We start from the raw sequence: 24392 nt of genomic DNA on the forward strand, positions 1-24392 counted from the left end.
AGAGACAGGAGGGGAAGGCCGAGGGGGCGGGCCGAAGCGAATAGGCTGGGGGATCGCGGACGGCACCCGGCCGGCGGCCCGCGAGGGCCCGCTCCATCGCCGTCCTCACCCGTCCTCACCCGCACCACCCTGGGAGAACACGTATGGCACCCGGTATCCCCACCGCCATGGAACGGCCGCACTTCATCGGCATCGGCGGCGCCGGAATGTCGGGTATCGCCAAGATCCTCACCCAGCGCGGAGCGAAGGTCGCGGGCAGCGACTCGAAGGAGTCCGGCACCGCCGAGGCCCTGCGCGCCCTCGGCGCCACGGTCCACATCGGCCACGCGGCCGAGCACCTCGCCGACGACGCCTCGTGCGTGGTCGTCTCCAGCGCGATCCGGGCGGACAACCCGGAGCTGGTACGGGCCGCCGAGCTGTCCGTCCCGGTCGTGCACCGCTCCGACGCCCTCGCCGCCCTGATGGGCGGCGGTCTGCGGTCCATCGCCGTCGCCGGTACGCACGGCAAGACGACCACGACCTCCATGCTGGCCGTCGCCCTGACCGAGCTGGGTCTCGACCCGTCGTACGCCATCGGCGGCGACCTGGAGGGCCCCGGCACCAACGCCCGCCACGGCGAAGGCGACATCTTCGTCGCCGAGGCGGATGAAAGCGACCGGAGCTTCCAGAAGTACGACCCCGAGGTCGCGATCGTCCTCAACGTCGAACTGGACCACCACGCCAACTACGCCTCCATGGACGAGATCTACGAGTCCTTCGAGACGTTCGTCGGCAAGATCGTCCCCGGCGGCACGCTGGTGATCGCCGCCGACCAGCCCGGCGCTGTCGAGCTGACCGCGAAGGTCCGCGACCTGTCCACGATCAAGGTGGTGACGTACGGCGAGGCGGCGCACGCCGACGTACGTGTCCACAAGGTCACCGCGCGCGGTCTGACCAGCGAGGTCACGGTCGTCCTGGCCGGCCGCTTCCTCACCTTCACGGTCTCCGTCCCCGGCCGCCACTACGCGCACAACGCCGTGGCCGCCCTCGCGGCGGGCGTCGCGCTCGGCATCCCCGCGCACAACCTCGCCTCCGCGCTCGGCAAGTACACCGGCGTCAAGCGCCGCCTCCAGCTCAAGGGCGAGGCGAACGGTGTGCAGGTCATCGACTCGTACGCGCACCACCCCACCGAGATGACCGCCGACCTGGAGGCGATGCGCGACGCCGCCGCCCCCGGCTCCCGGCTCCTCGTCGTCTTCCAGCCGCACCTCTTCTCGCGCACGCAGGAGCTGGGTACGGAGATGGGCCAGGCCCTCGCCCTCGCCGACGCCTCGGTGGTGCTGGACATCTACCCGGCCCGCGAGGACCCGATCCCCGGCATCACCAGCGCGCTGATCATCGAGTCGGCGGAGCGGGCCGGCGCGGACGTCAGGGCCGTATCCGACCAGGGCGCGGTGCCCGAGGCGGTGGCGGGAATGGCGAAGCCCGGTGATCTCGTTCTCACCATGGGGGCGGGCGACGTCACGGACCTTGGTCCGGAGATCCTCGCCCGGCTGTCCCACTGAGGCGTGAGAGAGGAATCTGATGGCGTACGACATCGACAAGCCCGACGAGCAGTGGCGCGAGGAGCTGTCCCCGGCCGAGTACGCGGTGCTGCGCAAGGCAGGCACCGAGCCCGCCTTCGTCGGTGAGTACACGGACACCAAGACGACCGGCGTCTACTCCTGTCGCGCGTGCGACGCGGAGCTGTTCCGCTCCGACACGAAGTTCGAGTCGCACTGCGGCTGGCCGTCCTTCTACGACCCGAAGGACAGCGACGCGGTCGAGCTGATCGAGGACCGCACGATGGGCATGGTCCGCGTGGAGGTCCGCTGCTCACGCTGCGGGTCGCACCTGGGCCACGTCTTCGAGGGCGAGGGCTACGGCACGCCGACCGACCAGCGCTACTGCATCAACTCGATCTCACTGCGGCTGACCCCCGACGAGGGCTGACGGCTCGCGCGGGATCTTCGGCGGCCACCCGGCGGGCGATCACTCGCCTCCGGTGGCCGCCGCTTCCGTCTCCGGGCGCAGCAGCGGATGGATCACCCCGGGCAGCACCCGCGCCCGTACGACCGGCTCCGCCGCCCCGCCGACCACCACGGTCTCGGCGACCCCCCAGGGCCGCCCGGCGAGGTGCACGGTCAGGGTGTACGAGGAGGAACAGCCGGTGCACTCGTACCGGTCGGCCCAGGTCTCGACCTCGGTGGTGCTGCCCGGGTAGCGCTTCACATGCCGGTGCCGGGCGTGGCAGTGATCGCACTTCTCGCCCGGCTCACAGGTCCCGCCACAGGGACAGGGCACATCAAAGCTCTCGGCGGGCACCCAGCGCTGCACGAGGGCGGCTTCGCGGGTGGCGCCCATGTCCTTCATGGCCTTGAGGTTCCGGGCGGCGACGTTGTACGACTCGCCGGTAGCGTTCATCCGGTCACGGATGACGTCTTTGCGTCCTCGGTTGGTCGTCATGGGGCTTCCTTCACCAGTTCCTTCGGGTGTCACGCAGCCCGCAGGGAGGTGCACGAGATTGGTACGCCCTACGGTACCTGGCAGCGCGCGGCCGGTGGGCCGCGACGGTTCCGTTCCCGCCCGAACCGGGCGGATCATCTTCTTGAACGGGACGTCGAGTTCGGGGAAGTCCAGCATCGCGAAGGAATTGCTGCACCGGTTGGACGAGCCGTACTTCCATATGCCGGTGGACGCCTTCCACGCGATGAGGTCTCGCCGTGAGGTCTCCCCGGACGAACTGCCCCAGCTTCTGCGCCGTACCTGGATGGGCTTCCACCGGGCTGTCGCCGCAATGGCCGCGGCGGGCAACAACGTGGTGGTGGACCACGTACTGAGCGAGGAGTGGCGGTTGCGGGACTGTCTCGCGCTCTTCCCGGCCAGGGACGTGGTCCTGGTGGGGGTGCGCTGCCCGCTGGAGGAACTGGAACGCCGGGAGCGGGAACGCGGCGATCGCCCGGTGGGCCTCGCGGCCCGCCAATACGATCAGGTCCACGCACACGGGCTGTACGACGTCGAGTGCGACACGTCCGTGGCCGGTGCGGTGGACTGTGCCCTGAAGATCAGCGAATTCCTCTCGCGACGACCCGTTCCGACCGCGTTCGAGCGGCTGAAGGCGCGGCTGTCCCCCGACGCGATCTGAGCCCTCCGGACCGTCCCGCGCCGCGGCCTTGTGTGGGGTTGGTCTGTACATGACGATGAAGTCGCCGTTCATCGCTTCGGAAGGGACTTTCCATGCCCGAGCAGTCCGCTGGAATGCCGCGTAGAAGGACCGTTCTCGCCTCGGCCGCCGTGACGGCCGCCGGTGTGCCCCTGATCGGCTCCGCCGGGCAGGCGGCTGCCGCGCCCGGCGGGGGTGGTGGGGCCGCCGCCACCGTCCAGGTGCCCGACCGTGAGTTGCGCAAGCTGCTCAAGGAGATCGACGCGGACCGTATCGAGGCGACCGTGCGGCGGCTCGCCGCGTTCGGGACCCGGCACACGCTGTCGCTTCAGGACGACCCCGAGCGCGGGATCGGCGCCGCTCGTGACTGGATCCTGGCGGAGATGAAGACGTACGCGGCGGTGTCGGGCGGCAGGATGACCGCCGAACTCCAGTCGTACATCCAGGAGCCCGCGTCACGCATCCCCGTGGCGACGAGGATCACCAACGTCGTTGCCACGCTGCGTGGTTCGGTCACCCCCGACCGGGTGTACGTCGTCGCCGGGCACTACGACTCGCGCGTCACCGACGTCATGGACGCCACCAGCGACGCGCCCGGCGCCGACGACGACGCGTCAGGTGTCGCGCTCGTGATGGAGCTGGCGCGGGTGCTGGCGAAGCGGCGCCCGGCGGCGACGATCGTGTTCGTCGCGGTCGCGGGCGAGGAGCAGGGACTCTACGGATCCCGGTACGCGGCAACACAGTTCAAGGCGGCGGGCGTCGACGTCCAGGGCATGTTCACCAACGACATCATCGGCAGCTCGCGCGCCGACGACGGCACCCGCGACCCGCACACGGTGCGGCTCTTCGCGGAGGGCGTACCGACGTCCGAGACCCCGGCTCAGGCCAACACCCGCCGCTCGGTGGGCGGCGAGAACGACTCGGCCACCCGGCAGCTCGCCCGCTTCGTCGGCGACGTCGGGGACAACGACGCGACCGGCATGAACGTCCGCGTGGTCTACCGGCGCGACCGCTATCTGCGCGGCGGCGACCACATCCCCTTCCTCGAACAGGGCTATCCGGCGGCCCGGTTCACCGAACCGGCCGAAGACTTCGCGCACCAGCACCAGGACGTACGGGTGGAGGACGGCAAGCAGTACGGCGACCTGCCCGAATTCTGCGACTTCGACTACATCGCGCGCGTGACGCGGGTGAACGGCGCGGTGCTGTGGACCCTGGCGCAGGCGCCGGGCACCCCGCGCGAGGCGCGGATCGTGACGAGCAACCTCACCAACGACACCGAGCTGAAGTGGGCCCCGGGCACGGAGCCCGACCTGGCGGGCTACGAGGTGGTGTGGCGCGAGACGACGGAGCCGGAGTGGACGCATGTGATCAAGGTCGGCCTCGCGACTACGCACACGGTGGACCTGTCCAAGGACAACGTCTTCTTCGGTGTGCGGGCGGTCAACCGGGACGGGAAGCGGAGCCCGGTGGCCTTCCCGATGCCGGGGAACTGACGGGCGCCGCGGACTCCGCCGCGGCCGGTGGCCCGCCCGGATGGGCGGTGAGATGTTGCCGCGCCGAACGCCCGCCGGGACGCTGAGCCTGACGTCACCCCGGTCTCAGCGAGCGTGGGCGCAACCGCGCCGGTCGTGGTGGGCGGAAGGAGCCAGTGCCATGCGGGTCATGTTGAGAGCGCGGTTCGACACCCAGGTAGCCAACAAGGCGATCAAGAACGGCGCCCTGGCGAAGATCATGCAGTCGATGACGGAACAGCTCAAGCCCGAGGCGACCTACTTCGGCCCCAGCGAGGGCGAGCGGTCCTGCACGTTCGTCTTCGACATGAAGGACAGTTCGCAACTGGTGGTCATCTCCGAGCCGCTCCTGGAGGAACTCGGCGCGAAGATCGAGATCCAGCCCGTGATGAACGCCGACGACCTGCGGAAGGGTCTCGCCGCGGCGAGTTGAGACCGGTGGGTGCTACGGCGCCGTGGGCTCCGGGGCGGCCGGCTGGAGCAGGTCCCAGCGGTTGCCGTACAGGTCCTCGAAGACCGCGACGGAGCCGTACGGCTCGTGCCGGGGCTCCTCCAGGAAGCGCACGCCCGCGGCCAGCATCCGGGCGTGGTCCCCCGCGAAGTCCTCCGTGTGGAGGAAGAACCCCACCCGGCCGCCCGTCTGCGCGCCGACGCCCGCCCGCTGGGCGTCGCTGGAGGCGCGGGCCAGCAGGAGCGCGCCGGCGGCGCCGCGCGGCCGTACGACCACCCAGCGGGAGCCGTCGCCCCGGTCGGTGTCCTCGGTCAGTTCGAAGCCGAGGGGCCCGGTGTAGAAGGCGATGGCCTCGTCGTAGTCGCGTACGAGGAGGGTGACCAGAGCGATATGAGGCATGGCGAAAACGTTATACGTATGACCGCAGCTGGGCAAGGCGGCGGGACGGCTTCGAGCCGGGGCGGGCCCGGATGGAACAATGCGCCCATGGACGCGCGGCAGCTCGACGCACTCACCCGCCGCGCCCGCAGGCTCGCCGCCCCCGGCCAACGCCGGATCCTGGGCATCGCGGGCGCGCCGGGCGCGGGGAAGTCCACCCTCGCGGCGGAACTCGTCGCGGCGCTCGGCGGGAGCGCCGTACTCGTCCCCATGGACGGCTTCCATCTCGCCCAGGCCGAGCTGCGCAGACTCGGCCGCGCCGACCGCAAGGGCGCGCCCGACACCTTCGACGCCGTCGGATACGCCGCGCTGCTCGCCCGGCTGCGGGCACCCGCGCCGGGGGTCGTCGTCTACGCGCCCGCGTTCGACCGGGCGCTGGAGGAGGCGGTGGCGGGCAGCATCGCGGTCGCGCCCGACGTCCCGCTGGTCGTCACCGAGGGCAACTACCTGCTGCACGACGACGGGGTGTGGGCGCCGCTCCGGGGCTTCATCGACGAGGCGTGGTTCCTGGAACTCGACCCCGTGACGCGCGTACGCCGGCTGGTCGACCGGCATGTGCGCTTCGGGAAGGAACGGCCGTACGCCGAGCGCTGGGTCAGGGACTCCGACGAGGCCAACGCGCGACTGGTGGCACGGGGCCGGCACCGCGCTGACCTGGTCGTGCCGGTCTCCGTCGGAACCGGCTGACCCCCGTCGTACGCCCCCGCCCCGACATCCGCCGCCGCTCAGGGCCTACCATCGAACGTTCGACGCGGATTGACGATCACAGGGGCAACGGGGACCGGGGCGCGAAGCCGAGCGCGATCATGGGGAGGCGGACGACGTGGGGCTGTTCAGACGTGGGCCGAAACGGGACGGGCGGGAGATGCCTCGCGACCCGGAATTCACCTTCTTCTCGACCACCGAGGCCGCGCACTTCCGCAGCCAGGTCCGTGAGGCGTTCGCCGAGCGGGGCCTGGAGGTCACCGTCTACTCGGACCTGGTGACCGACAGCGCGGGCCGCCAGTTCGGGCTCGCCAACCTCGCCGCCGTCTGCCACAACGACGACCGGGGCGCCCGTGTCTGGGGCGAACTCGTCCGGCAGCACGCCGGGATGGTGCTGCGCACCATGGACGGACCCTCGGCCCTCGACACGATGTCGCCCGCGCAGATCCGGGCCCAGCTCTACCCGCGGGTGATCAGCGGCGAGAGCCTCGACGCGCAGGCGTTCGCGTACGCGCGCTCCGTCGCCCCCGGACTGTACGAGATCCTCGCGCTCGACCTCCCGGAGAGCGTCATGATGCTCACCGACGAGGCGCTGGAACCGCTGGGCCCGCTGCACGAGTTGCGGGCGCAGGCGCTGGGCAATCTGCGCCAACTGCCCGTCGAGGGGCGGGAGACGGTCAAGGACCCGGAGGGGATGCGGTTCGAGGTCGTCATGGGCGACTCGTTCTACACCGCGAGCCGGGTGTTGGCGCTGGACAGCGTCGTCCACCAGGTCACCGGGCGCCAACTCGGCACGGACGGGGCGCTGGTGGCGTTCCCGTTCCGCCACCAGCTCGCGTTTCACGTAATACGTGACGCCACGGTCATCCCGTCGCTGAACGCGATGGCGTCGTTCGCCGCGTCGGGTTTCGAGGACACGCCGGGCGCGATCAGCCCGTACGTCTACTGGTGGCGCGACGGCACGCTGACGCAGCTCAGCGACAAGGACCAGGGGAACACGGAGGCGGGCGGGCTGCGCATCGTGGTCGGTGACGACTTCCAGGAACTGCTGGAGCGCCTGGTGTCACCGTCGCGCCCGGACGAGGACTGACGGGGGCTGACGAGGACTGACGGGGGGCTGAGACGAGTGCTGGGGGCGGGTGGCGGGCCCACGCGGCGCCCAGGGGGTCAGAGGATGGCCAGCAGGTCGTCGAGCGGGGCGGGTACGCGATCGGGGTCGAGGGCCTCGACGAGCACACGGCCGTAGTGGATCTTGCGCCCCTTCTTCGTACCGAGGAAGCGCCGCAACTGCTGCTGCGAGGGGCGGCCCTGTTGCGCGGGCTGGCGCAGGAAGGTCTGCAGAGGACGCAGGTCGCCCTCCTCGCGGACCAGCTCCGCCACCCGCGTCACGCCCAGCGCGCGGATGAGTTCGTCTTCGAGATCCGCCGCGCAGACGAAGTACCCGTCCTGTGCCGCACCGGCCCGCTCCCAGCCGCGCGTGTAGTAGCGACGCTCGCGCTCGTCGCACAGTCCGGTGAGCCGCAGGCCGAGGCCGGACGGTCCGAGGAGCCGCGCGAATCGCCCGACGCTCATCGCCCCGCCCATCGGCAGGACGCAGATGCCTTCGGCCGCCAGGTCCCGGCCCCGGCCCGCCGCCAGCGCGTCGACCGCGGCGGCGTCACTCGGTCCTTCGAGCAGGACGACCGCCCGGACGGACAGCCTCGCGGCCAGTTCGCGCGCGGGGTCACCCGGGTCGCCGGGGCCACCGGCCGCCCACGCGATGACCGCCTCGCGGAACGACCCCATGTCAGCCATGGGACGAGTCTCCGCCGTTTCGGACCACCACGCCAAGGAGTTTTCCGGCGGCGCGTCGGCGGCGCGTCGGCGGCGGACGGCCTCAGGCGCGCCGGGGAGCTCGCCGATACGTGGCTTCGAGAGCGCCGGTGCGGCGGCGCTCTCCGAAGCGCACCCGCCTGCCGCCCGCCTGCGTCCGAAGAGGCCATCCAGCGCGTCCAGGACGCCAGCTCGGACCGCGGCGGACGGCGGCGGACGGCGGCGGACGACAGGCGGGGCGCACCGGCCCGCACCGGACAGGGCCGAGGGCGTGTCCGCGAAGTAGCGCCCTCCGCCCGCGGGGCGGGGCCCGCGGTGGCTGGTGCGGTGCGTCGCAAGGCGGTGGATGACGGACGGCCCGGCCGTATGCGGCCGACTGACGACGCGGCGAGTTACCGCCCGCCGCGGCGGCGGCTGATGTCACCGCGGCGTCTCGGGCCGGGCGGGACTTCGCGGCTACGCCTGGAGCGCGCGCAGCCACGCGGCTCCCCGAGGGGAGAGCGCGTAGCCGGTGTCGAGGCTGAGGGTGAGACCGAGGGCCTTCAGTTTGCGGATGTCGCGCTTGAGCGTGTCCTTCTCGACGCCGAGCGACGCCGCGAGATCCACGGCCCGTGTGCCCGGGTTGCCCTCGATCAGCCGCAGCGTCTCGCGTGTCCACGCGCCTCGTGTGCTTCGCCCGTCGAGCCGGTCCAGCGCCGCGCCGATGTGTGCGACGTCGTCGGCGCCGAGGGCGGTGTCGGCCGCCATCGCGTGCCGGGGGTCCGGTCCTCCGTAGGAGAGGGTGATCCGGAAGACCGGATCACGGGAGGTGCCACGCAGGGCCGCCCGCACGTCCGCGACATGGCGGGCGCCGGCGGCGTGGGCGTCCTCGGCGGTGATCGTCGCCGGATCGACGCGTTCGACGGCGTCGATGACGATCACCCCGGCGACGGAGAGGAACGTACCGCCGGGGGAGACCCTGCTGGTCGCCCAGCGCCGGAACGCGAGCGTGATGTCGCCCCGGGCGACACCTTCGGCGACGACCCGCGTGAGCATCACGACGCTGTGCCGTTCCGAGCGGTCATCGTCGTACTCCTGGGGGCCGGCGGGCTCGTCGCGATCCATCCTGCCGCACGCGCCGCCGGCCCGCCGCCTCCTTACAGCCGGCCCGCTTCCACGATCCGCCGCAGGAACCGCCGGGTGCGTTCCTCCCGGGGGTCGCCGAAGACCTCCTGCGGGGTGCCGCGCTCCAGCACCACCCCGGCGTCCAGGAAGCAGACCTGGTCGGCGACCTCGCGTGCGAAGGCCATCTCGTGGGTGGCGATGACCATCGTCATGCCCTCGTCCTTCACCTCGCGGACGAGACCGAGCACCTCGCCGACCAGCTCGGGGTCCAGCGCGGCGGTGATCTCGTCCAGGAGCAGCAGCCGGGGGCGTACCGCCAGCGCCCGTACGATCGCCGCCCGCTGCTGCTGTCCGCCGCTGAGCCGGTCCGGGTACTCACCGGCCTTCGCCCCGAGCCCGAGCCGCTCCAGCAGTTCGCGGGCGCCCGCGTCGGCCTCCGTGCGGGAGAGCCCGTGGACGCGCCGGGGAGCGAGGGTGATGTTCTGCAGGACGGTGAGGTGCGGGAAGAGGTTGTACGCCTGGAACACCACCCCGATCCGGCGGCGCACCGCGTTCGTGTCGGTGCGCGGATCGGTGATCTCCTCGCCGTCGAGCCAGATGGCCCCGTCGTCCACCTCCTCAAGGAGGTTGACGCACCGCAACAGGGTCGACTTGCCCGACCCCGAGGCTCCGATGAGCGCGGTCACCGTGTGCGGGGCGACCTCCAGGTCCACGTCGCGCAGCACCAGTGACGTGCCGAACGACTTGCGGACGGCTTCCATCCGCAGCACGGGAGCCTCAAGTGCGGCGTCCGGTGTCGTCCCCGGTGTGGCGTCCGCCGGAGCGCTCATACGATCCCTCCCTGTGCCCGCCGCCGGTCCATCCGGGCCGTCACCCAGTCGGTGAGCCGGGTCATCGGGATGGTCAGCGCGACGAAGACCAGACCGGCGACGACGTACGGGGTGTAGTTGAAGTCCTTGCCGGCGATGATCTGCGCCGCGTACACGGCGTCGACGGCGCCGGCGATCGATACGAGACCGGTGTCCTTCTGGAGCGACACGAGGTCGTTGAGGAGCGGCGGCACCACCCGGCGCACCGCCTGCGGCAGTACGACGAAGCGCAGCGCCTGCCCGCCGCTGAGCCCGAGGGAACGGGCCGCGGCCCGCTGGGAGGGATGGACGGACTCGATGCCCGCCCGGAAGACCTCAGCGACGTACGCCGAGTAGGTCAGTACGAGGGCGGTGCCGGCCAGCAGTACGGGATCGTTGGTGACCCCCTGGAGGCGAAGCGCCGGCACCCCGAAGACCACCATCAACAGGCAGATGATGAGCGGCAGTCCGCGGAAGAAGTCCGTGTACGCGGTGGCCAGCGCCCGTACCGGGAAGAACACCGGCCCGCGCAGGGTGCGCGCCACGGCGAGCAGCAGTCCGAGCGCGAGCACGGCGGCGCCGCACACCGCCAGCAGCCGCAGATTGAGCCACAGGCCCTCCATGACCTGGGGGAACGCCACGCGCGCGTAGTGGGCGCTGAAGAACGTCTCCTTGGTGCGGCCCCAGCCGGGGGAGTTGGTGATCAGGACGAACAGCACCGTGCCCGTCACGAGGGTGCTGACCGCGGCGATCGCCGTCGCGCGCCGGGCGCGGGCGCGCCGGTGGCGGTCGCGGGCGATACGGCGCTCCGAGGGGACGTAGCCGTCGTCGCCGCCGGGCCCGGTGAGCGTCTTGTCCAGCGTCACTTGAGTACCGGTGCGTCGACGGCGTCGGAGAGCCACTTCTTCTCCAGGGCGGCGAGGGTGCCGTCCTTGCGGAGAGCGTCCACGGCGCCGCTCACGCAGGAAGTGAGCGTGCTCTCCCTGTCGAGGACGAGACCGAACTGCTCCGGCTTGTCGGTGGAGTTGGGGAACTGACCGACGACCTTCGCCTCCGGCACCTCGGCGCCCGTGATGTAGAAGGCGGTGGGGAGGTCCACGACGATGGCGTCCACCTGGCCGCTCTTCAGGGCCGACTTGGCGAAGTCGTTCTTCTGGTAGACGGCGGCCCGCTGGGTGGGCTTCACCAGGTCATTGATGAAGTCGAGGCTGGTGGTGCCCACTTGGGCGCCCAGCTTCGCGTCCTTGAGGTCGGCCACGCCGGTCGCCCGCGCGGCCTTCGACGACTTCAGGGCGACGACGGCCTGGCGTACGTCGTAGTAGCCGGAGGAGAAGGCGACGGCCTTCTTGCGCGACTCGCTGATGGAGACCTGGTTGAGGTCGAAGTCGAACTTCTTGGCGCCGGGCGCGAACGAGCTGTTGAAGGGCACGGTCTGCCAGACGACCGCGTCGCGGCCGTAGCCGAGCCGCTCGGCCACGGCGTACGCCACCGCGGACTCGAACCCCTTGCCGTTGGACGGCTCGTCGTCGGCGAACCAGGGGGCGTACGCGGGCTTGTCGGTGCCGACGGTCAGCTTCCCCGCCACTTCGGTGGCAAGCCCGCCGGGTGCGCAGGCCGCCGCCGTGCCCCGCTTGCCGGACGCCTTCTCCTCCGGCTGCGGGGAGCAGCCGGTGAGGGCGGCGCAGAGGGCGACGGCGGAGCACAGAGCGGTGACCAGGGAACGGTTGACGAGATGCATAGCGGGAGAATCGCAGTGCTCGGGCCGGTCTGTCGAGAGATCACGGCAGCTGTCCGCATGGTGGGAACGGGTGTTGCGGCGCTGTGAACAGGACCGCGACACCGGCCGCCACCCCCGGCTCCCCGCACTCAGCGGCTGCTCCGTCGGTGTCAGCTCGGTGGACGGGCGCCCGGGCGACCCCGCCGCAGGTCTCGCGGCGTCCCTCCCGGCCCAGCCGTTCAGCCGCCCGCGAGCACCGCGCACGACTCCGGCGGCAGCCGCAGCACACCGTCCGGGCCTGGCGGCTCCACACTGTCCCAGGACACCAGCACCTGACCGCCCCGGCCGCCCAGCGGGATCTCGGCCGGCCGTTCGGACAGGTTCAGTGCGATCCGCAGATCGCCGCGCCGGTAGGCGAGCCAGCGTGCGCCCTCGTCGTACGCCACCTTCACCGTCGCCAGGTCCGGGTCGGACAGGTCCGGATGGCTGTGGCGCAGGGCGATCAGGTCGCGGTGCCAGGCGAGCAGGCGGGCGTGCGGCTCGCGGGTCGCCTCCGTCCTGTCCAGGCACGAGCGGTCGCGTGTGGCGGGGTCCTGCGGGTCGGGAATCGACTCGGCAGCCCAGCCGTGCGCCGCGAACTCCCGCCGTCTGCCGCTCCGTACGGCCTCCGCCAGCTCCGGGTCCTGGTGGTCGGTGAAGAACTGCCAGGGCGTGCGCGCGCCCCACTCCTCGCCCATGAAGAGCATCGGTGTGCAGGGCCCGGTCAGTACGAGCGTCGCGGCGCACGCCAGCAGACCGGGGGAGAGGGTCGCCGACAACCGGTCGCCGAGTGCCCGGTTGCCGATCTGGTCGTGGGTCTGGGCGTAGCCGAGGAAGCGGTGGGACGAGGTCCTGCCGGGGTCGACGGGGCGGCCGTGCGTCCGGCCCCGGAAGCTCGAATACGTACCGTCGTGGAAGAAGGCGCGGGTCAGCGTCTTGGCCACCGCGCCGATCGGCTCGGCGGCGAAGTCGGCGTAGTAGCCCTGCGATTCGCCGGTGAGCGCGGTGTGCAGCGCGTGGTGGAAGTCGTCGTTCCACTGGGCGTGCAGCCCGAGACCTCCCTGCGGGCGCGGTGTGGTCGTACGAGGATCGTTCAGATCGGACTCGGCGATCAGGAACAGCGGCCTGGCCAGCTCGGCCGAGAGCCCGTCGACGGCCGTGGACAGCTCTTCCAGGAAGGTCAGCGCGCGGGTGTCGGCGAGGGCGTGCACCGCGTCGAGGCGCAGCCCGTCGAAGCGGTAGTCGCGCAGCCAGGCGAGCGCGCTCCGAAGCAGATACGCGCGGACCTCGTCCGAGCCGGGGGCGTCGAGATTGACGGCCGATCCCCAGGGGGTGTGGTGCGTGTCGGTGAAGTACGGGCCGAACTGCGGCAGGTAGTTGCCGGACGGGCCCAGATGGTTGTGCACCACGTCGAGTACGACGCCGAGGCCCAGCCCGTGCGCGGTGTCGACAAAGCGCTTCAGTGCCTCGGGTCCGCCGTACGGCTCGTGCACCGCCCACAGCGACACACCCTCGTACCCCCAGCCGTGCGTCCCCGGGAAGGGGCACACCGGCATCAGCTCGACATGCGTGATGCCCAGCGCGGCCAGCGGGGCGAGGTGGGCCCCCGCCGCGTCCAGGGTCCCCTCGTCGGTGAACGTGCCGACGTGCAGCTCGTAGAGGACCGCGCCCGGCAGCGGCCGGCCGCGCCACGGCGTGGACCATTCGTACGAGGCATGGTCGACGACCGCGCTGAGCCCGTCGGGGCCGTCCGGCTGGCGGCGGGAGCGGGGGTCGGGGAGCACGGGGCCGTCGTCCAGGGCGAAGCCGTAGCGGGTGCCGTCGGCGGCGGGCGCGTCGGCGGTCCACCAGCCCTCGCGCAGCGGGTCGCGGGTCATGGTGTGGCCGGTGGCGTCTCCCAGGTGGAGCGTGACACGGTCCCGCGCCTGCGGTGCCCAGACCTCGAACTGCACGAGTGGTCCCCCTCTGTCGCCGATGTCGTCGGCAGTGTTCACCCACATAGTGACAAGAGTGCGGGCAGGAGGCTCGGTGATCACGTCGATTCGCGGGACACGACCGGATCCGGTCAGATCCGACCGGCCGGACAAGCCGTCGCGCCGTCCGGTCGCGCCGGTCCGGTCACGCCGATCCGCTCAGGCGAGGTTGATCCGCTCCGTGACCACGGGATAGCCCGCGCGCGCGAATTGCGCGGCCATCGGGAAGTTCCCCTGGTCCGTCGCGCCCGCGATGAACGTCGCCCCGTTTTCCGCGAGCACGTTCGTGCACTCCACCAGCAGGTCGTACGCGTACCCCTGACCGCGCTGCTCCGGTACGACCCCGATGAACCCGACGCACGGCCCCGACGGGTTGTGCGCGGGTACGTGAATGCCGACGAGCTCGCCCGCCGGGTCGTAAGCCAGCTGCCACCACTCGCGCGGCGACGGGCACCAGCGGAAGAAGTCCAGTTCCTCCTGGGCGGCCCGGTCCGGCCCCGACTCGTCGATCGCGCGCAGCGCGTGCGCGTCGAGCGTGCCCGAGTGGACGCGGCGCAGCACGTCGAAGATCACGTCGTCGTCCGGCTCGGGGCGGAACTCCAGCCGGCCCGGCCGCGCCGGCAGCGCCAGATCGGACGTCCACCGGTAGGTGAAGCGCTCGACCAGCGGCTTCATCCCGGCGGCCCGGGCGGCGCCCGTCCGGGACCCGACGGCCGCGCGGAGCGCCGGGTCCTCGCGCCAGCCGGCGGGCGCGATCATCTCGTACTCGACGTTCCACGGCGCTCGGCGGAGCAGTTCCGCGCCCGCCTCGTCCTCGCCCTCCGCGATGTCGAACCAGTTGAGCAACAGCGGCTCCCGGTCCTCGGGCCCGGCCCACCAGGCGGCGCGGGCCACGACGACGCCGTCGCGCAGCGCCACCCAGCTCCACTCCGGGCGGTAGTCCCCGCCCTCGGCGACGGTGCGGTACTCGACTCCGGTGATCGCGCGGCCGACGAGTCCCGGGTCGGGAAGCGAACGGAACAGCGGTGCTTCGGAATCGGCGAGCTGACGGAAGACCGGATCGGTCATGTAAGTGAGCCTCCAGGAAGGGGCGCTCACCGTAAACGACCAGCCAATGGCCGGTCGAACCAATTTCGTCACCGTGGAAGGACCCTTCTGGACACGTCACGAACTCGGCCCGACAATCAGTCATGTGACGTCCTCGTTCGAGTTCCACACGTATCCCGCGCGGCTCTCCGACGCCGAGCGCGACCGTGTGCTCGCGGTCCTGAGAGAAGGAGCGGCGCAGGGCAAGTTGTCGCACGACACCTTCATACGTCGCATGGATCTCGCGCTGACCGCGCGCAGGTCCGACGAGCTGGCGGTGCTCACGGCCGACCTGGACACCGACGGCCGCTGGACACAGCGGCTGTTCAGCGCGGTGGGGCGGGCGTCCGCGTTCTCCGCACGGCTGAGCAGGGCCTGGCAGGTCGAACGGCTGCCGAAGCTGCTGCTGCCCGACCCGGGCCCGATTCCGCTGCGTATCGGCCGCGATCCGATGAACGGGCTGCGGCTCAGCGACGACACCGTCTCCCGGCTCCACGCCGAGCTGGGTATGCAGGGCGGCCGGTGGATCCTGCGGGATCTGGGGTCGACCAACGGTACGACCGTCAACGGGCGCCGGGTGACGGGGACGGTCGCGGTGCGTGACGGCGACATGGTGAGCTTCGGCGAGCTGAGCTTCCGCCTCGCGGCACACTGAGAGCCGGACCGAAAGCCGCGCTGAACGCCGCGCTGAACGTCGGACCGAACGTCGGACCGAACGCCGCACCGAACGGCTTTCCGTGCCGTCCGAAGCGGTGACGGGTCTGCGGTGACCGGCGCGGCGGCGCGGCGGCGCGCGGGGACCGATGAGTTCCGTCGCCGCGGACGGTCATGACCTTGTATGTGCGTATCAGGCGCGAAGGCACGCGCAAGGACAAGAGGGAGGCACACCTCATGGCAGCCCCGAGCAACATCACCGGACTCGGCATCATCCTCGGCAGCACCGATCCCGAACGGCTCATCGAGTGGTACCGCGCCGCGCTGGAGCCGCTGGGCGCCCGGTGGGAGGCGCACATGCTCGTCGTCGGGCAGGGGACGATCATCGGATTCGACCGGCGTGACGATGTCGCGGACAAGGCCACGGAGCCCGGAAGGCACCTGATCAACATCACGGTGCGCGACATCCGAGCGGCCGAGAAGCACCTCAACACCCTCGGGGTGACCTGGGTGCGGCCGGTCGAGGACACCGGAGGCGGATGGATCTTCTCCACCGTTCTGGACCCGGTCGGCAACTACCTCCAGATCCTCCAGGCCCCCGCGACGAGCTGAGCCGGCGGCGCACCCGGCCGCCGGACGGCGGCACGCCCGTCCGTCCGGCGGCCGGGTTCCGTCCCCTGCCCGGGACGCACGGCTACTCGCGGCGGGACAGCAGCGCCACCGGGCCGGCCGACAGGAGCTCCGTCAGGGAGATCGGACCGCCGGGGAACTCGCGGTCCGGGGAGAGCGCGTCCGTCCAGCGGCCCGCCGGGAGCTCCAGCACCGTGCCCGACCAGCCGCCCGACGCCGCCAGGCGCAGGGACAGCCGTGTGACCGCAGTGATGACCTCGCCCGAGCGGGAGAACGCGGTGCAGTGGTCCGCCGCCGGGCCCGTCGCGCTCAGGGGCGTGTACGTGGACGACTCCGCGAAGGCGTGCGGGCGTTCACGGCGCAGCCGCAGGGCCGCCACCGTCAGCACGGTCTTCTCGTCGGGCGGGCCCGTACGGAAGCGTTCGCGGTTGTCCGGGTCGACCAGGGCCAGATACTCCCGCTCCGTCCGCTGGTAGATGTCCGGCACGCCCGGCATCGTGAGATGCACCAGCGCCGCGCCGAGGGCGTTCGCCCGTACGTACGGGGCGAGTTCACGCGTGAGCCGGGCCACCGCCTCACGCGGGCGGCCGGCCGGACCCGCCGCGACGAAGTCCCGTACCGCCTGTTCGTACACCGGATCCGGCTCCGTCCAGCTGGTGAGCAGCCCCGCCTCCCGTACGGACTTGAGCAGCGCGGGCTCCATCCGGGCGCCCTCCGGCGGGGCCTCCGCCGGGGTGAAGCCGATCGCCGTCTGCCAGGCCTGCCAGGCCAGTTGGGCATCCGGCGCGGCGACCCCCGCCAGCTGGCGCAGCAACGCGTCCCACCGCTCGGGGCACTCCGACAGAACGGCGATCCCGGCCCGTACGTCCGCGCTGCGCTTGGTGTCGTGCGTGGTCAGTACGGTGCCGGTGGCCGGCCAGTCACGGGCGAGGCGCGCGCAGTACTCGTGGAAGCGCTCCGGGCTCACCGCGGGGCGCCCCGGATCGCCGCCCACCTCGTTCGCGGACAGCAGCGGCACATGGCGGTAGAACGCCGTGTCCTCCACGGCCTTGGCGCGCAGCGCGGACGACGTCTGGGCGAAACGCGCGCAGAACGCCGTCCGGTCGGGGCCGCCGCCGAGCCTGCCGAGCGCCAGCTCCCTTACGACGTCGACCACCGTCGCCTCCTCCGGCACCGCGAACGCCGCCTTCGCCTGCCGCGCCGCCTCCTCCGACACCGCGGCCTCGTCGGACTTCCGGCACGGCCCGCCCGCGACCGCGTAGGGCCGGTAGACCGGCACCCGTACGAGCAGCTCCCTGATCGCCGTCCGCAGCGCCCACGGCGCGTGGTCGCGCAACGCGACGTCCGCCGCGCAGATCCGCTCCGCGATCCGGGCCAGTGCCCCGGTCTCGGCGGCCAGTTCGTCGATGACGACCTTGTACATCGCGCGCCGCACGGTCGCTTCCCAGTAACCGCCCCGGTCGCCCGCGGGCCCGGTGAAGTCCCGGAAGCGCTGCGCCAGTTCGTCGGCGCCGGCCGGATCGGTGAACAGCCCGTCGATGCGGTGCAGCGCGTCGTACCCCGTGGTGCCCGCCACCGGCCAGCTCGCGGGCAGTGGTTCGTCACCGGTGAGGATCTTCTCCACGACCGTCCAACAGGCGCCGCCCGTCGCCTCGTTGAGCCGACGCAGATACTCCTCCGGGTCGGCCAGACCGTCCGGGTGGTCGATCCGCAGACCGTCGACGACCCCGTCCCGTACCAGTTCGAGGATCTTGGCATGGGTCGCGGTGAAGACCTCCGGGTCCTCCACCCGCAACCCGATCAGCTCGGAAATGGTGAAGAAACGCCGGTAGTTGAGATCGGTGCGGCCCAGCCGCCACCACGCGGGTCGGTAGTGCTGGGCGTCGAGGAGCGCGGGCAGCGGCAGTTCCTCCGTGCCGGCGGCGAGCGGGAAGCGCTGCTCGCCGTGGTGCAGCATGCCGTCCTCGACCCGCATTCCGGCCAGTTCACCGCCCACCGGCCCCGGCAGCACGGGCAGCAGCAACTTCCCGCCGCCCGCCTCCCAGTCGATGTCGAACCACCGCGCGTACGGGGACGCCGGACCCTCCCGCAGCACCTCCCACAGGGCCCCGTTGTGCCGGGGCGCGGTCGCCATGTGGTTGGGCACGATGTCGAGAACGATCCCGAGCCCGTATTCGTGGGCCCGGTGGGCCAACTGCCGCAGCCCCTCCTCGCCGCCCAGCTCGGCGCGTACGCGCGAGTGGTCGACGACGTCATATCCGTGGGTCGAGCCCGGTACGGCCTCCAGGACGGGGGACAGATGGAGGTGCGAGACCCCGAGCGCGGCCACGTACGGCACCGCCTTGGCGGCGGCGGCGAAGGGGAAGTCCGGCTGGAGCTGGAGTCGGTAGGTGGCAGAGGGCGTCATACGAACGTACGTACCCCGCTGAGCGGCTTCTGTGTCATCCGCTCATGCATTCGGCAGCCCGGCCCGCTCGCGGGGCGGCCACGACCGGGGCGGGGTACGGACACGCACCCCGCCCCGGCCCCGGTCACACCTGCCGCATCAGCACGGTCATGCTGCGGCCGATCATCGTGATCCGCTCGCCCGCGTCCACCTTCGGACCGTCGCCCGGCGGCACGCCCTCCGGACGCGCCGTGTCCACGACGATCCGCCACTGACTGCCGTGGTTCGCGGGCACGGCGAATTCCAGTTCCTCCGCGCTCGCGTTGAACATCAGCAGGAACGAGTCGTCCGAGATCCGCTCGCCACGCGGCCCCGGCTCCGAGATGGCCTGCCCGTTCAGGAAGACCGTCATGGCCTTCGCGTCGGTCGCCTGCCAGTCGCCCTGGATCATCTCTTCACCCTCAGGGGTGAACCAGGAGATGTCCGACAGCTCGTCGTGCGTCCCCTCCACCGGGCGGCCGTGGAAGAACCGCCGCCGCCGGAACACCGGATGGTCGCGCCGCAGCCAGACCATCGTCTGGGTGAAGGCGAGCAGGCCCTTGTTCTTCTCGTCGCCCTTCTCGGGCCAGTGCACCCAGGCGACCTCGTTGTCCTGGCAGTACGCGTTGTTGTTGCCGCCCTGCGTACGGCCGAACTCGTCGCCGTGGCTGAGCATCGGCACGCCCTGGGACAGCATCAGCGTCGCGATGAAGTTGCGCACCTGACGGTCGCGCAGCTCCAGCACCTCCGGGTCGTCGGTCTCCCCCTCGGCCCCGCAGTTCCACGAGCGGTTGTGGCTCTCGCCGTCCCTGTTGCCCTCGCCGTTCGCCTCGTTGTGCTTGTCGTTGTAGGCGACCAGGTCGTGCAGGGTGAAGCCGTCGTGGCAGGTGGTGAAGTTGATGGACGCCAGCGGACGGCGCCCGTCGTCCTGGTACAGGTCGGACGAGCCGGTGAGCCGGGACGCGAACTCCGCCAGGGTGCGCGGCTCGCCCCGCCACAGGTCGCGGACCGTGTCGCGGTACTTGCCGTTCCACTCGGTCCACAGCGGGGGGAAGTTCCCCACCTGGTAGCCGCCCTCGCCCACGTCCCACGGCTCGGCGATCAGCTTCACCTGGCTGACCACCGGGTCCTGCTGGACCAGGTCGAAGAACGACGACAGCCGGTCCACCTCGTGGAACTGGCGGGCGAGTGTCGCGGCGAGGTCGAAGCGGAAGCCGTCGACATGCATCTCCTCCACCCAGTACCGCAGCGAGTCCATGATCAGCTGGAGGACGTGCGGACTGCGCATCAGGAGGGAGTTCCCGGTGCCGGTGGTGTCCGTGTAGTACCGCGGGTTGTCGGCGCCGAGACGGTAGTACGAGGCGTTGTCGAGGCCCCGGAAGGAGAGCGTCGGGCCCAGATGATTGCCCTCGGCCGTGTGGTTGTAGACCACGTCGAGGATCACCTCGATGCCCGCCTCGTGCAGCGCCTTGACCGCCTGCTTGAACTCCAGCACCTGCTCGCCCCGGTCTCCCCAGGAGGCGTAGGTGTTGTGCGGGGCGAAGAAGCCGATGGTGTTGTAGCCCCAGTAGTTGTTGAGGCCCGCGTCCACCAGCCGGTGGTCGTTGACGAACTGGTGCACCGGCATTATTTCCAGCGCGGTGACGCCCAGCTCGGTGAGGTGCTCGATCACCGCCGGATGGGCGAGCCCCGCGTACGTACCGCGCAGCTCCTCCGGCAGATCCGGGTGCAGCATCGTCAGGCCCTTCACATGGGCCTCGTAGATGACGGTGCGGTGGTAGTCGGTCCGCGGGCGGCGGTCGTCGCCCCAGTCGAAGTACGGGTTGACCACGACGGCCGTCATCGTGTGCGGCGCCGAGTCCATGTCGTTGCGCGAGTCCGGCTTCCCGAAGTGGTAGCCGTACACCGACTCGTTCCAGTCGATGCTGCCGCTGATCGCGCGGGCGTACGGGTCCAGGAGCAGCTTCGAGGAGTTGCAGCGCTGCCCGTTCTCGGGCGCGTACGGCCCGTGGACCCGGAAGCCGTACCGCTGGCCGGGCATGATGCCCGGCAGGTAGGCATGCCTGACGAAGGCGTCTGTCTCGCGGAGCTCCACCGCCGTTTCTGAACCGTCGTCGTGCAGGAGGCACAACTCGATCCGGTGCGCGGCCTCTGAGTAGACCGCGAAGTTGGTTCCGGCGCCGTCGTACGTGGCGCCGAGGGGATACGTCTGTCCCGGCCAGACCTGCATAGATATGACTCTTCCACTTCTGATCCGGGTGCTGGGGCTTTCTTCGATCAGATACTCCCCGAAAGAGGCGCAACCTCCTAGGAGGCCGGTGCCGAAGCCGGGCCGGAAGCAGTCGGGCAGACCCGGCGGGTCAACTTCGGGTTCCGGGAGCACCACCCCGTTGCCGGACCGTGTCCTGACGTCGCATATGGCCGGATTCAGACCATACGCCGCCCCTGATCCGACCATCCGTCACCAGGCCCAATCACTATGAATCATCCCACTCCGGCCGAGATCGGCACACAGAACGCCCGGCCGCGCCGGGGGAGTTGAGAAACGAGCCTGTGCATCCGGCTGCACCTCCTCCCATTTGCGCAGTACCCTTCCTTGATCGTTGAAAGGGGAGGGAAGGCGGTGCGCGGGTGAGCTCGGGAGGGCTGGAGCTACCCCCAGGTGACCCAGGTCACGAGGGGGTTTCCGGCGACATCCCGCCCGGAGCGGTCTCCCTCGCACGGCCGATGGAGATCGGGGCGGAACTGGACTGGGGTCCGGAGGCCTGGAGCGAGGTGCGTACGCGCGCCCAGCGGGCCGGCCGGGCCTATATCTGGCTGAATCTGGTCGAACAGCGGCTCCGTGCGGTCGTCTCGGCGATCCTCAAGCCCATCTACGAGCCGGTGCACGGCGACGACTGGGTGGTGGCCGCCGCCGGACCCGCGGGCCAGGAGTGGGTCCAGCGCGCCGTCGCCGTCCGCGAGGTCTCCCGGCGCAAGGGCTATCTGCTCGACCCGGCCGACGACAACGTCCTGAGCTTCCTGACGCTCCCGCAACTGCGCGAGCTGATGGTCCAGCACTGGCCCGGCTTCCAGCCGTACTTCGACGACCGCAGGGACGTCGAGCTGGCCCTGGACGAGCTGGAGGTGGCCCGTAACGTCGTCTCCCGCAACCGGGCGCTCTCCGAGGCCGTGCTCGCGCAGGCCGAGCGGGCGTCGGCGCGGCTGCTGGAGATCCTGGGCAGCGGAACGGCCGTGCCGTCCGCCGACCGGCTCAGGGTGGACGCCGTGGAGGACCTGGTCGGCGACCGGTACGCGGACGTGGTCTCCGTCCATCCGGACCGGGTCCGGCTCCAGCGGCAGATCCCCGCCGAGGACCTCTTCGGCGGCGCCCGGCGCCTCGACGCGGTCGGGATAGGCCTGAACCTCCTCGTACAGAACTTCTCCGGCCGGCGCCTCGTACGGCTCGCCGAGTCCGGCTGCCGGATACGGCTGCTCTTCCTCAACCCGGCCAGCAGCTCGGTCAAGCGCCGTGAACGCGAACTGGGCCTCAAGAAGGGCGAACTGAGCCGCTCCGTGGAGATGAACATCCTCCATATGCGCCGGGTCCGCTCCCGGCTCCGCGACCCGGGCGCCTTCGAGATCCATGTCTTCGACGAGACGCCGCGCTTCACCGCGTATCTGGTCGACGGGGACGGCCCGGACGGGCTGGCGGTCGTCCAGTCGTACCTGAGACGGGCGCGCGGCATGGAGGCGCCGGTGCTGGTGCTGCGGGGTGCGGGGCGGGATGTGGTGCGGGCCGGCCAGGACACCGAGCACGGGCTGTTCCAGACGTACCGCGAGGAGTTCGAGTCGGTGTGGGCCGACTCCCGCCCCGTCTCCTGACGCCGTGGAAACCCGGCTGACGTGTGACGACGTGCTGAAGCCGCGTCAAGGCCCCACCCGGCGTTGTCAGTGCCGCGTGCGAAGGTGAATGTCGAACGGGGAGAAGCGTGAGGGAGGACCGGGATGAGCTGGCACGGGGAGCCGTTGGTCGGATTCGATCTGGAGACGACGGGCACGGAGCCGCTGGAGGCGCGCATCGTGACCGCCGCGGTGATCGCGGTGCGCGACGGTGCGGTGGAGGAGCGGCGGGACTGGCTGGCGGACCCGGGTATCCGGATCCCGGAGCAGGCGTCGGCGATCCACGGGGTCACCAGCGAGCGTGCGTCGGCGGAGGGCCGGCCCGCGCGTGAGGTGGCGGACGAGATCGCCTCGACGCTGGCGGGCTACTGGACGCGGGGCGTGCCGGTCGTGGCGTACAACGCGTCGTTCGATCTGACGCTGCTCGCGGCGGAGTTGGCGCGGCACGGGCTGCCGTCGCTGAACGACCGGGTGGCCGGCGGACGGATCGGCCCGGTGATCGATCCGTACACGATCGACCGCGCGGTCGACAAGTACCGGCGGGGCAAGCGGAATCTGGAGGCGGTCTGTGTCGAGTACGGGGTGGTGCTGGACACCGCGCACGACGCGGGCGCGGACGCGCTGGCGGCCGTGCGGGTGGCGACGGCGATAGCGGGCCGCCACCGCCAGGTCGCGTCCCTGACGGCGGCGGCACTGCACGAACGGCAGATCGCCTGGTACGCGGAGTGGGCGGTCGACTTCCAGAGCTTCCTGCGCCGCAAGGGCAACACGGACGCGGTGGTGAACGCGGACTGGCCGCTGCGCGAGCTGGTCCCGGCGGCGGGCTGAGCCCGCGTACCGGGAGCGACCGGCGGGCGGTCCGTTCCTGGGGGTCGAAGCCCACCCTGCGGGCGGTCCGTTCCGGCGATCGAGGCCCACCCCGTCAGAAGGGGTACCAGCGGACCTCGGGGTCGCCGTCGCGCAGTGAGGCGACCCGGCGGCGGAATTCCGTCAGCGCCTTCGGGTTCGTCGGGGCGTGCTGGGCCACCCACGCGCAGCTCGCCGTCTCACGGGCGCCGCGCAGCACGGTGCAGCCCGACCAGTCGCGTACGTCCCAGCCGTAGGCGGCCGTGAAGGTGTCGTACGCCTCCGGGGGCATGCCGTACCGGTCGCGGGACAGCGCCATCACCACCAGGTCGTGCTCGCGCAGATCGGTGGAGAAGGTCTCCAGATCGACCAGGACCGGTCCGTCCGGGCCGACATGGACGTTCCGGGGGAGGGCGTCGCCGTGGATCGGGCCGGGGGCCAGACGCGGTGCCGGCGCCGCGGCCGTGGCGAAGCCGTCCCTGCGCTCGCGCAGATAGTCGGCGTCGGCCGGGTCGATCGCGTCGCCCGCGATCCGCAGCCACCGCTCCACCCCGCCGAGCAGTTCCCTGCGGGGCAGCCCGAAGGGCGGCGCGGGCAGGGCGTGGACGAGGCGGAGCAGGGTCGCCAGATCGGCCGGGCCCGCGGGGCGTACGGCGTCGGGCAGTCGCCACCAGAGCGTCACCGGGTGGCCGTCCACCGTACGGACCTTGGGCTCGGCCGCCCGGACCGTGGGGACGCCGCTCGCCGCGAGCCAGTCGGCGACGGCCAGTTCACGCTCGGCACGCTCCAGCAGCTCCGGCGCGTCGGTGAGGCTTCGGCCGACCTTGACGACCAGCTCGCCCGTCGCGAACACCGCGTTCTCGCCGAGCGCCAGCAGCTCGGCGTCGGCCGACGGCCCGTGCGGAAGCCCTGTGGCGTCCAGTACGGCGCGCGCCCGTGCCTCGTCCATCGAAACTCTCCCTTGATCCCGCCGGTCGCCGCCGCTCGCACCGGTCAGGTGAACCGGCCACCGGGCGGACCCGGTGAACCAATCCGGCCAGGCCCCAAGTCTCGCATCCACGCAGGTTGGCTTGACGAACCCACCACG

The 24392-nt window shown here is 71.5% G+C and carries 23 protein-coding genes; 11 read left to right on the forward strand and 12 right to left on the reverse strand.

Annotation, left to right across the window (positions count from 1 at the left end):
* Positions 1-143: 143 nt before the first annotated feature.
* Both murC and msrB read left to right on the forward strand, forming a co-directional pair.
* Entirely contained in the window at positions 144-1544 is a 1401-nt protein-coding gene (murC, locus tag P3L51_RS19165; RefSeq protein WP_354606479.1) for a UDP-N-acetylmuramate--L-alanine ligase, read from the forward strand.
* Positions 1545-1563: 19 nt separating this feature from the next.
* Positions 1564-1971: a peptide-methionine (R)-S-oxide reductase MsrB gene (gene msrB / locus P3L51_RS19170; RefSeq protein WP_354606480.1), complete on the forward strand. Its 408-nt coding sequence runs from the start codon at positions 1564-1566 to the stop codon at positions 1969-1971.
* 39 nt (positions 1972-2010) lie between these two features.
* Here msrB and P3L51_RS19175 read toward each other — a convergent pair whose 3' ends face one another.
* A complete protein-coding gene (locus P3L51_RS19175) occupies positions 2011-2484 on the reverse strand; it encodes a hypothetical protein (protein WP_354606481.1) in 474 nt (157 codons plus the stop codon).
* A gap of 94 nt (positions 2485-2578) precedes the next feature.
* On the opposite strand from P3L51_RS19175, the gene P3L51_RS19180 reads away from it, so the two are divergent.
* From P3L51_RS19180 to P3L51_RS19190, 3 genes are all read left to right on the forward strand, one after another.
* A complete protein-coding gene (locus P3L51_RS19180; protein ID WP_354606482.1) occupies positions 2579-3163 on the forward strand; it encodes a chloramphenicol phosphotransferase CPT family protein in 585 nt (194 codons plus the stop codon).
* A gap of 113 nt (positions 3164-3276) precedes the next feature.
* Positions 3277-4677 carry a M20/M25/M40 family metallo-hydrolase gene (locus tag P3L51_RS19185; RefSeq protein WP_354606483.1) on the forward strand — a complete coding sequence of 467 codons (1401 nt, stop codon included), beginning with the start codon at positions 3277-3279 and terminating at the stop codon, positions 4675-4677.
* A 160-nt stretch (positions 4678-4837) separates the two neighbouring features.
* The gene (locus tag P3L51_RS19190; protein ID WP_354606484.1) at positions 4838-5128 is read left to right on the forward strand and encodes a DUF3303 family protein; all 291 of its coding nucleotides are present in this window, start codon (positions 4838-4840) and stop codon (positions 5126-5128) included.
* Between the two features lie 12 nt (positions 5129-5140).
* On the opposite strand, the gene P3L51_RS19195 is transcribed toward P3L51_RS19190, so the two are convergent.
* Positions 5141-5545 carry a VOC family protein gene (locus tag P3L51_RS19195; RefSeq protein WP_354606485.1) on the reverse strand — a complete coding sequence of 135 codons (405 nt, stop codon included), beginning with the start codon at positions 5543-5545 and terminating at the stop codon, positions 5141-5143.
* An 87-nt stretch (positions 5546-5632) separates the two neighbouring features.
* On the opposite strand from P3L51_RS19195, the gene P3L51_RS19200 reads away from it, so the two are divergent.
* Positions 5633-6271, forward strand: a complete 639-nt coding sequence (locus P3L51_RS19200) for a nucleoside/nucleotide kinase family protein (protein ID WP_354606486.1) — start codon at positions 5633-5635, stop codon at positions 6269-6271.
* A 136-nt stretch (positions 6272-6407) separates the two neighbouring features.
* A complete protein-coding gene (locus tag P3L51_RS19205; protein WP_354606487.1) occupies positions 6408-7379 on the forward strand; it encodes a DUF1444 domain-containing protein in 972 nt (323 codons plus the stop codon).
* Between the two features lie 77 nt (positions 7380-7456).
* On the opposite strand, the gene P3L51_RS19210 is transcribed toward P3L51_RS19205, so the two are convergent.
* The 7 genes from P3L51_RS19210 to P3L51_RS19240 form a co-directional block, all read right to left on the reverse strand.
* A complete protein-coding gene (locus tag P3L51_RS19210; protein WP_354606488.1) occupies positions 7457-8083 on the reverse strand; it encodes a TOPRIM nucleotidyl transferase/hydrolase domain-containing protein in 627 nt (208 codons plus the stop codon).
* Positions 8084-8557: 474 nt separating this feature from the next.
* Positions 8558-9205, reverse strand: coding sequence for an ASCH domain-containing protein (locus tag P3L51_RS19215; protein ID WP_354606489.1), 648 nt, complete (start codon positions 9203-9205; stop codon positions 8558-8560).
* 32 nt (positions 9206-9237) lie between these two features.
* Entirely contained in the window at positions 9238-10035 is a 798-nt protein-coding gene (locus P3L51_RS19220; protein WP_354606490.1) for an amino acid ABC transporter ATP-binding protein, read from the reverse strand.
* Positions 10032-10919, reverse strand: coding sequence for an amino acid ABC transporter permease (locus P3L51_RS19225; RefSeq protein WP_354606491.1), 888 nt, complete (start codon positions 10917-10919; stop codon positions 10032-10034). Before P3L51_RS19225 ends, P3L51_RS19220 begins: the two co-directional genes overlap by 4 nt.
* On the reverse strand, positions 10916-11791 hold the full coding sequence (locus P3L51_RS19230; RefSeq protein WP_354606492.1) for an ABC transporter substrate-binding protein: 876 nt from the start codon (positions 11789-11791) through the stop codon (positions 10916-10918). The genes P3L51_RS19225 and P3L51_RS19230 overlap by 4 nt, the downstream gene beginning before the upstream one ends.
* A gap of 218 nt (positions 11792-12009) precedes the next feature.
* The gene (gene treZ / locus P3L51_RS19235; protein ID WP_354606507.1) at positions 12010-13761 is read right to left on the reverse strand and encodes a malto-oligosyltrehalose trehalohydrolase; all 1752 of its coding nucleotides are present in this window, start codon (positions 13759-13761) and stop codon (positions 12010-12012) included.
* Positions 13762-13941: 180 nt separating this feature from the next.
* The gene (locus P3L51_RS19240) at positions 13942-14850 is read right to left on the reverse strand and encodes a GNAT family N-acetyltransferase (RefSeq protein ID WP_354606493.1); all 909 of its coding nucleotides are present in this window, start codon (positions 14848-14850) and stop codon (positions 13942-13944) included.
* Between the two features lie 124 nt (positions 14851-14974).
* Here P3L51_RS19240 and P3L51_RS19245 point away from each other — a divergent pair, with 124 nt between their 5' ends.
* Both P3L51_RS19245 and P3L51_RS19250 read left to right on the forward strand, forming a co-directional pair.
* Positions 14975-15523 (forward strand): FHA domain-containing protein, encoded by a 549-nt coding sequence (locus tag P3L51_RS19245; RefSeq protein ID WP_354606494.1) that lies wholly within the window; start codon positions 14975-14977, stop codon positions 15521-15523.
* A gap of 236 nt (positions 15524-15759) precedes the next feature.
* Positions 15760-16134: a VOC family protein gene (locus tag P3L51_RS19250; protein ID WP_354606495.1), complete on the forward strand. Its 375-nt coding sequence runs from the start codon at positions 15760-15762 to the stop codon at positions 16132-16134.
* A gap of 82 nt (positions 16135-16216) precedes the next feature.
* Here P3L51_RS19250 and treY read toward each other — a convergent pair whose 3' ends face one another.
* On the reverse strand, positions 16217-18559 hold the full coding sequence (gene treY, locus P3L51_RS19255) for a malto-oligosyltrehalose synthase (protein WP_354606496.1): 2343 nt from the start codon (positions 18557-18559) through the stop codon (positions 16217-16219).
* A gap of 124 nt (positions 18560-18683) precedes the next feature.
* Entirely contained in the window at positions 18684-20807 is a 2124-nt protein-coding gene (gene glgX / locus P3L51_RS19260; protein ID WP_354606497.1) for a glycogen debranching protein GlgX, read from the reverse strand.
* Positions 20808-21208: 401 nt separating this feature from the next.
* Here glgX and P3L51_RS19265 point away from each other — a divergent pair, with 401 nt between their 5' ends.
* Both P3L51_RS19265 and P3L51_RS19270 read left to right on the forward strand, forming a co-directional pair.
* Positions 21209-22441 carry a DUF5919 domain-containing protein gene (locus P3L51_RS19265; RefSeq protein ID WP_354606498.1) on the forward strand — a complete coding sequence of 411 codons (1233 nt, stop codon included), beginning with the start codon at positions 21209-21211 and terminating at the stop codon, positions 22439-22441.
* A gap of 123 nt (positions 22442-22564) precedes the next feature.
* Positions 22565-23287: a 3'-5' exonuclease gene (locus P3L51_RS19270; RefSeq protein ID WP_354606499.1), complete on the forward strand. Its 723-nt coding sequence runs from the start codon at positions 22565-22567 to the stop codon at positions 23285-23287.
* A gap of 94 nt (positions 23288-23381) precedes the next feature.
* On the opposite strand, the gene P3L51_RS19275 is transcribed toward P3L51_RS19270, so the two are convergent.
* Positions 23382-24254, reverse strand: coding sequence for a phosphotransferase (locus tag P3L51_RS19275; protein ID WP_354606500.1), 873 nt, complete (start codon positions 24252-24254; stop codon positions 23382-23384).
* Between the last annotated feature and the right edge of the window lie 138 nt (positions 24255-24392).

The sequence above is a fragment of the Streptomyces panacea genome (genome assembly GCF_040560175.1).
Taxonomy (GTDB): Bacteria; Actinomycetota; Actinomycetes; order Streptomycetales; family Streptomycetaceae; genus Streptomyces; species Streptomyces panacea.

Excerpts from the sequence above, each read along its gene's own strand:
- murC (WP_354606479.1), top strand. The coding sequence starts at position 144 with ATGGCACCCGGTATCCCCACCGCCATGGAACGGCCGCACTTCATCGGC.
- msrB (WP_354606480.1), top strand. The coding sequence starts at position 1,564 with ATGGCGTACGACATCGACAAGCCCGACGAGCAGTGGCGCGAGGAGCTG.
- P3L51_RS19175 (WP_354606481.1), bottom strand. The coding sequence starts at position 2,484 with ATGACGACCAACCGAGGACGCAAAGACGTCATCCGTGACCGGATGAAC.
- P3L51_RS19185 (WP_354606483.1), top strand. The coding sequence starts at position 3,277 with ATGCCGCGTAGAAGGACCGTTCTCGCCTCGGCCGCCGTGACGGCCGCC.
- P3L51_RS19190 (WP_354606484.1), top strand. The coding sequence starts at position 4,838 with ATGCGGGTCATGTTGAGAGCGCGGTTCGACACCCAGGTAGCCAACAAG.
- P3L51_RS19195 (WP_354606485.1), bottom strand. The coding sequence starts at position 5,545 with ATGCCTCATATCGCTCTGGTCACCCTCCTCGTACGCGACTACGACGAG.
- P3L51_RS19200 (WP_354606486.1), top strand. The coding sequence starts at position 5,633 with ATGGACGCGCGGCAGCTCGACGCACTCACCCGCCGCGCCCGCAGGCTC.
- P3L51_RS19210 (WP_354606488.1), bottom strand. The coding sequence starts at position 8,083 with ATGGCTGACATGGGGTCGTTCCGCGAGGCGGTCATCGCGTGGGCGGCC.
- P3L51_RS19215 (WP_354606489.1), bottom strand. The coding sequence starts at position 9,205 with ATGGATCGCGACGAGCCCGCCGGCCCCCAGGAGTACGACGATGACCGC.
- P3L51_RS19220 (WP_354606490.1), bottom strand. The coding sequence starts at position 10,035 with ATGAGCGCTCCGGCGGACGCCACACCGGGGACGACACCGGACGCCGCA.
- P3L51_RS19230 (WP_354606492.1), bottom strand. The coding sequence starts at position 11,791 with ATGCATCTCGTCAACCGTTCCCTGGTCACCGCTCTGTGCTCCGCCGTC.
- P3L51_RS19240 (WP_354606493.1), bottom strand. The coding sequence starts at position 14,850 with ATGACCGATCCGGTCTTCCGTCAGCTCGCCGATTCCGAAGCACCGCTG.
- P3L51_RS19250 (WP_354606495.1), top strand. The coding sequence starts at position 15,760 with ATGGCAGCCCCGAGCAACATCACCGGACTCGGCATCATCCTCGGCAGC.
- treY (WP_354606496.1), bottom strand. The coding sequence starts at position 18,559 with ATGACGCCCTCTGCCACCTACCGACTCCAGCTCCAGCCGGACTTCCCC.
- glgX (WP_354606497.1), bottom strand. The coding sequence starts at position 20,807 with ATGCAGGTCTGGCCGGGACAGACGTATCCCCTCGGCGCCACGTACGAC.
- P3L51_RS19270 (WP_354606499.1), top strand. The coding sequence starts at position 22,565 with ATGAGCTGGCACGGGGAGCCGTTGGTCGGATTCGATCTGGAGACGACG.
- P3L51_RS19275 (WP_354606500.1), bottom strand. The coding sequence starts at position 24,254 with ATGGACGAGGCACGGGCGCGCGCCGTACTGGACGCCACAGGGCTTCCG.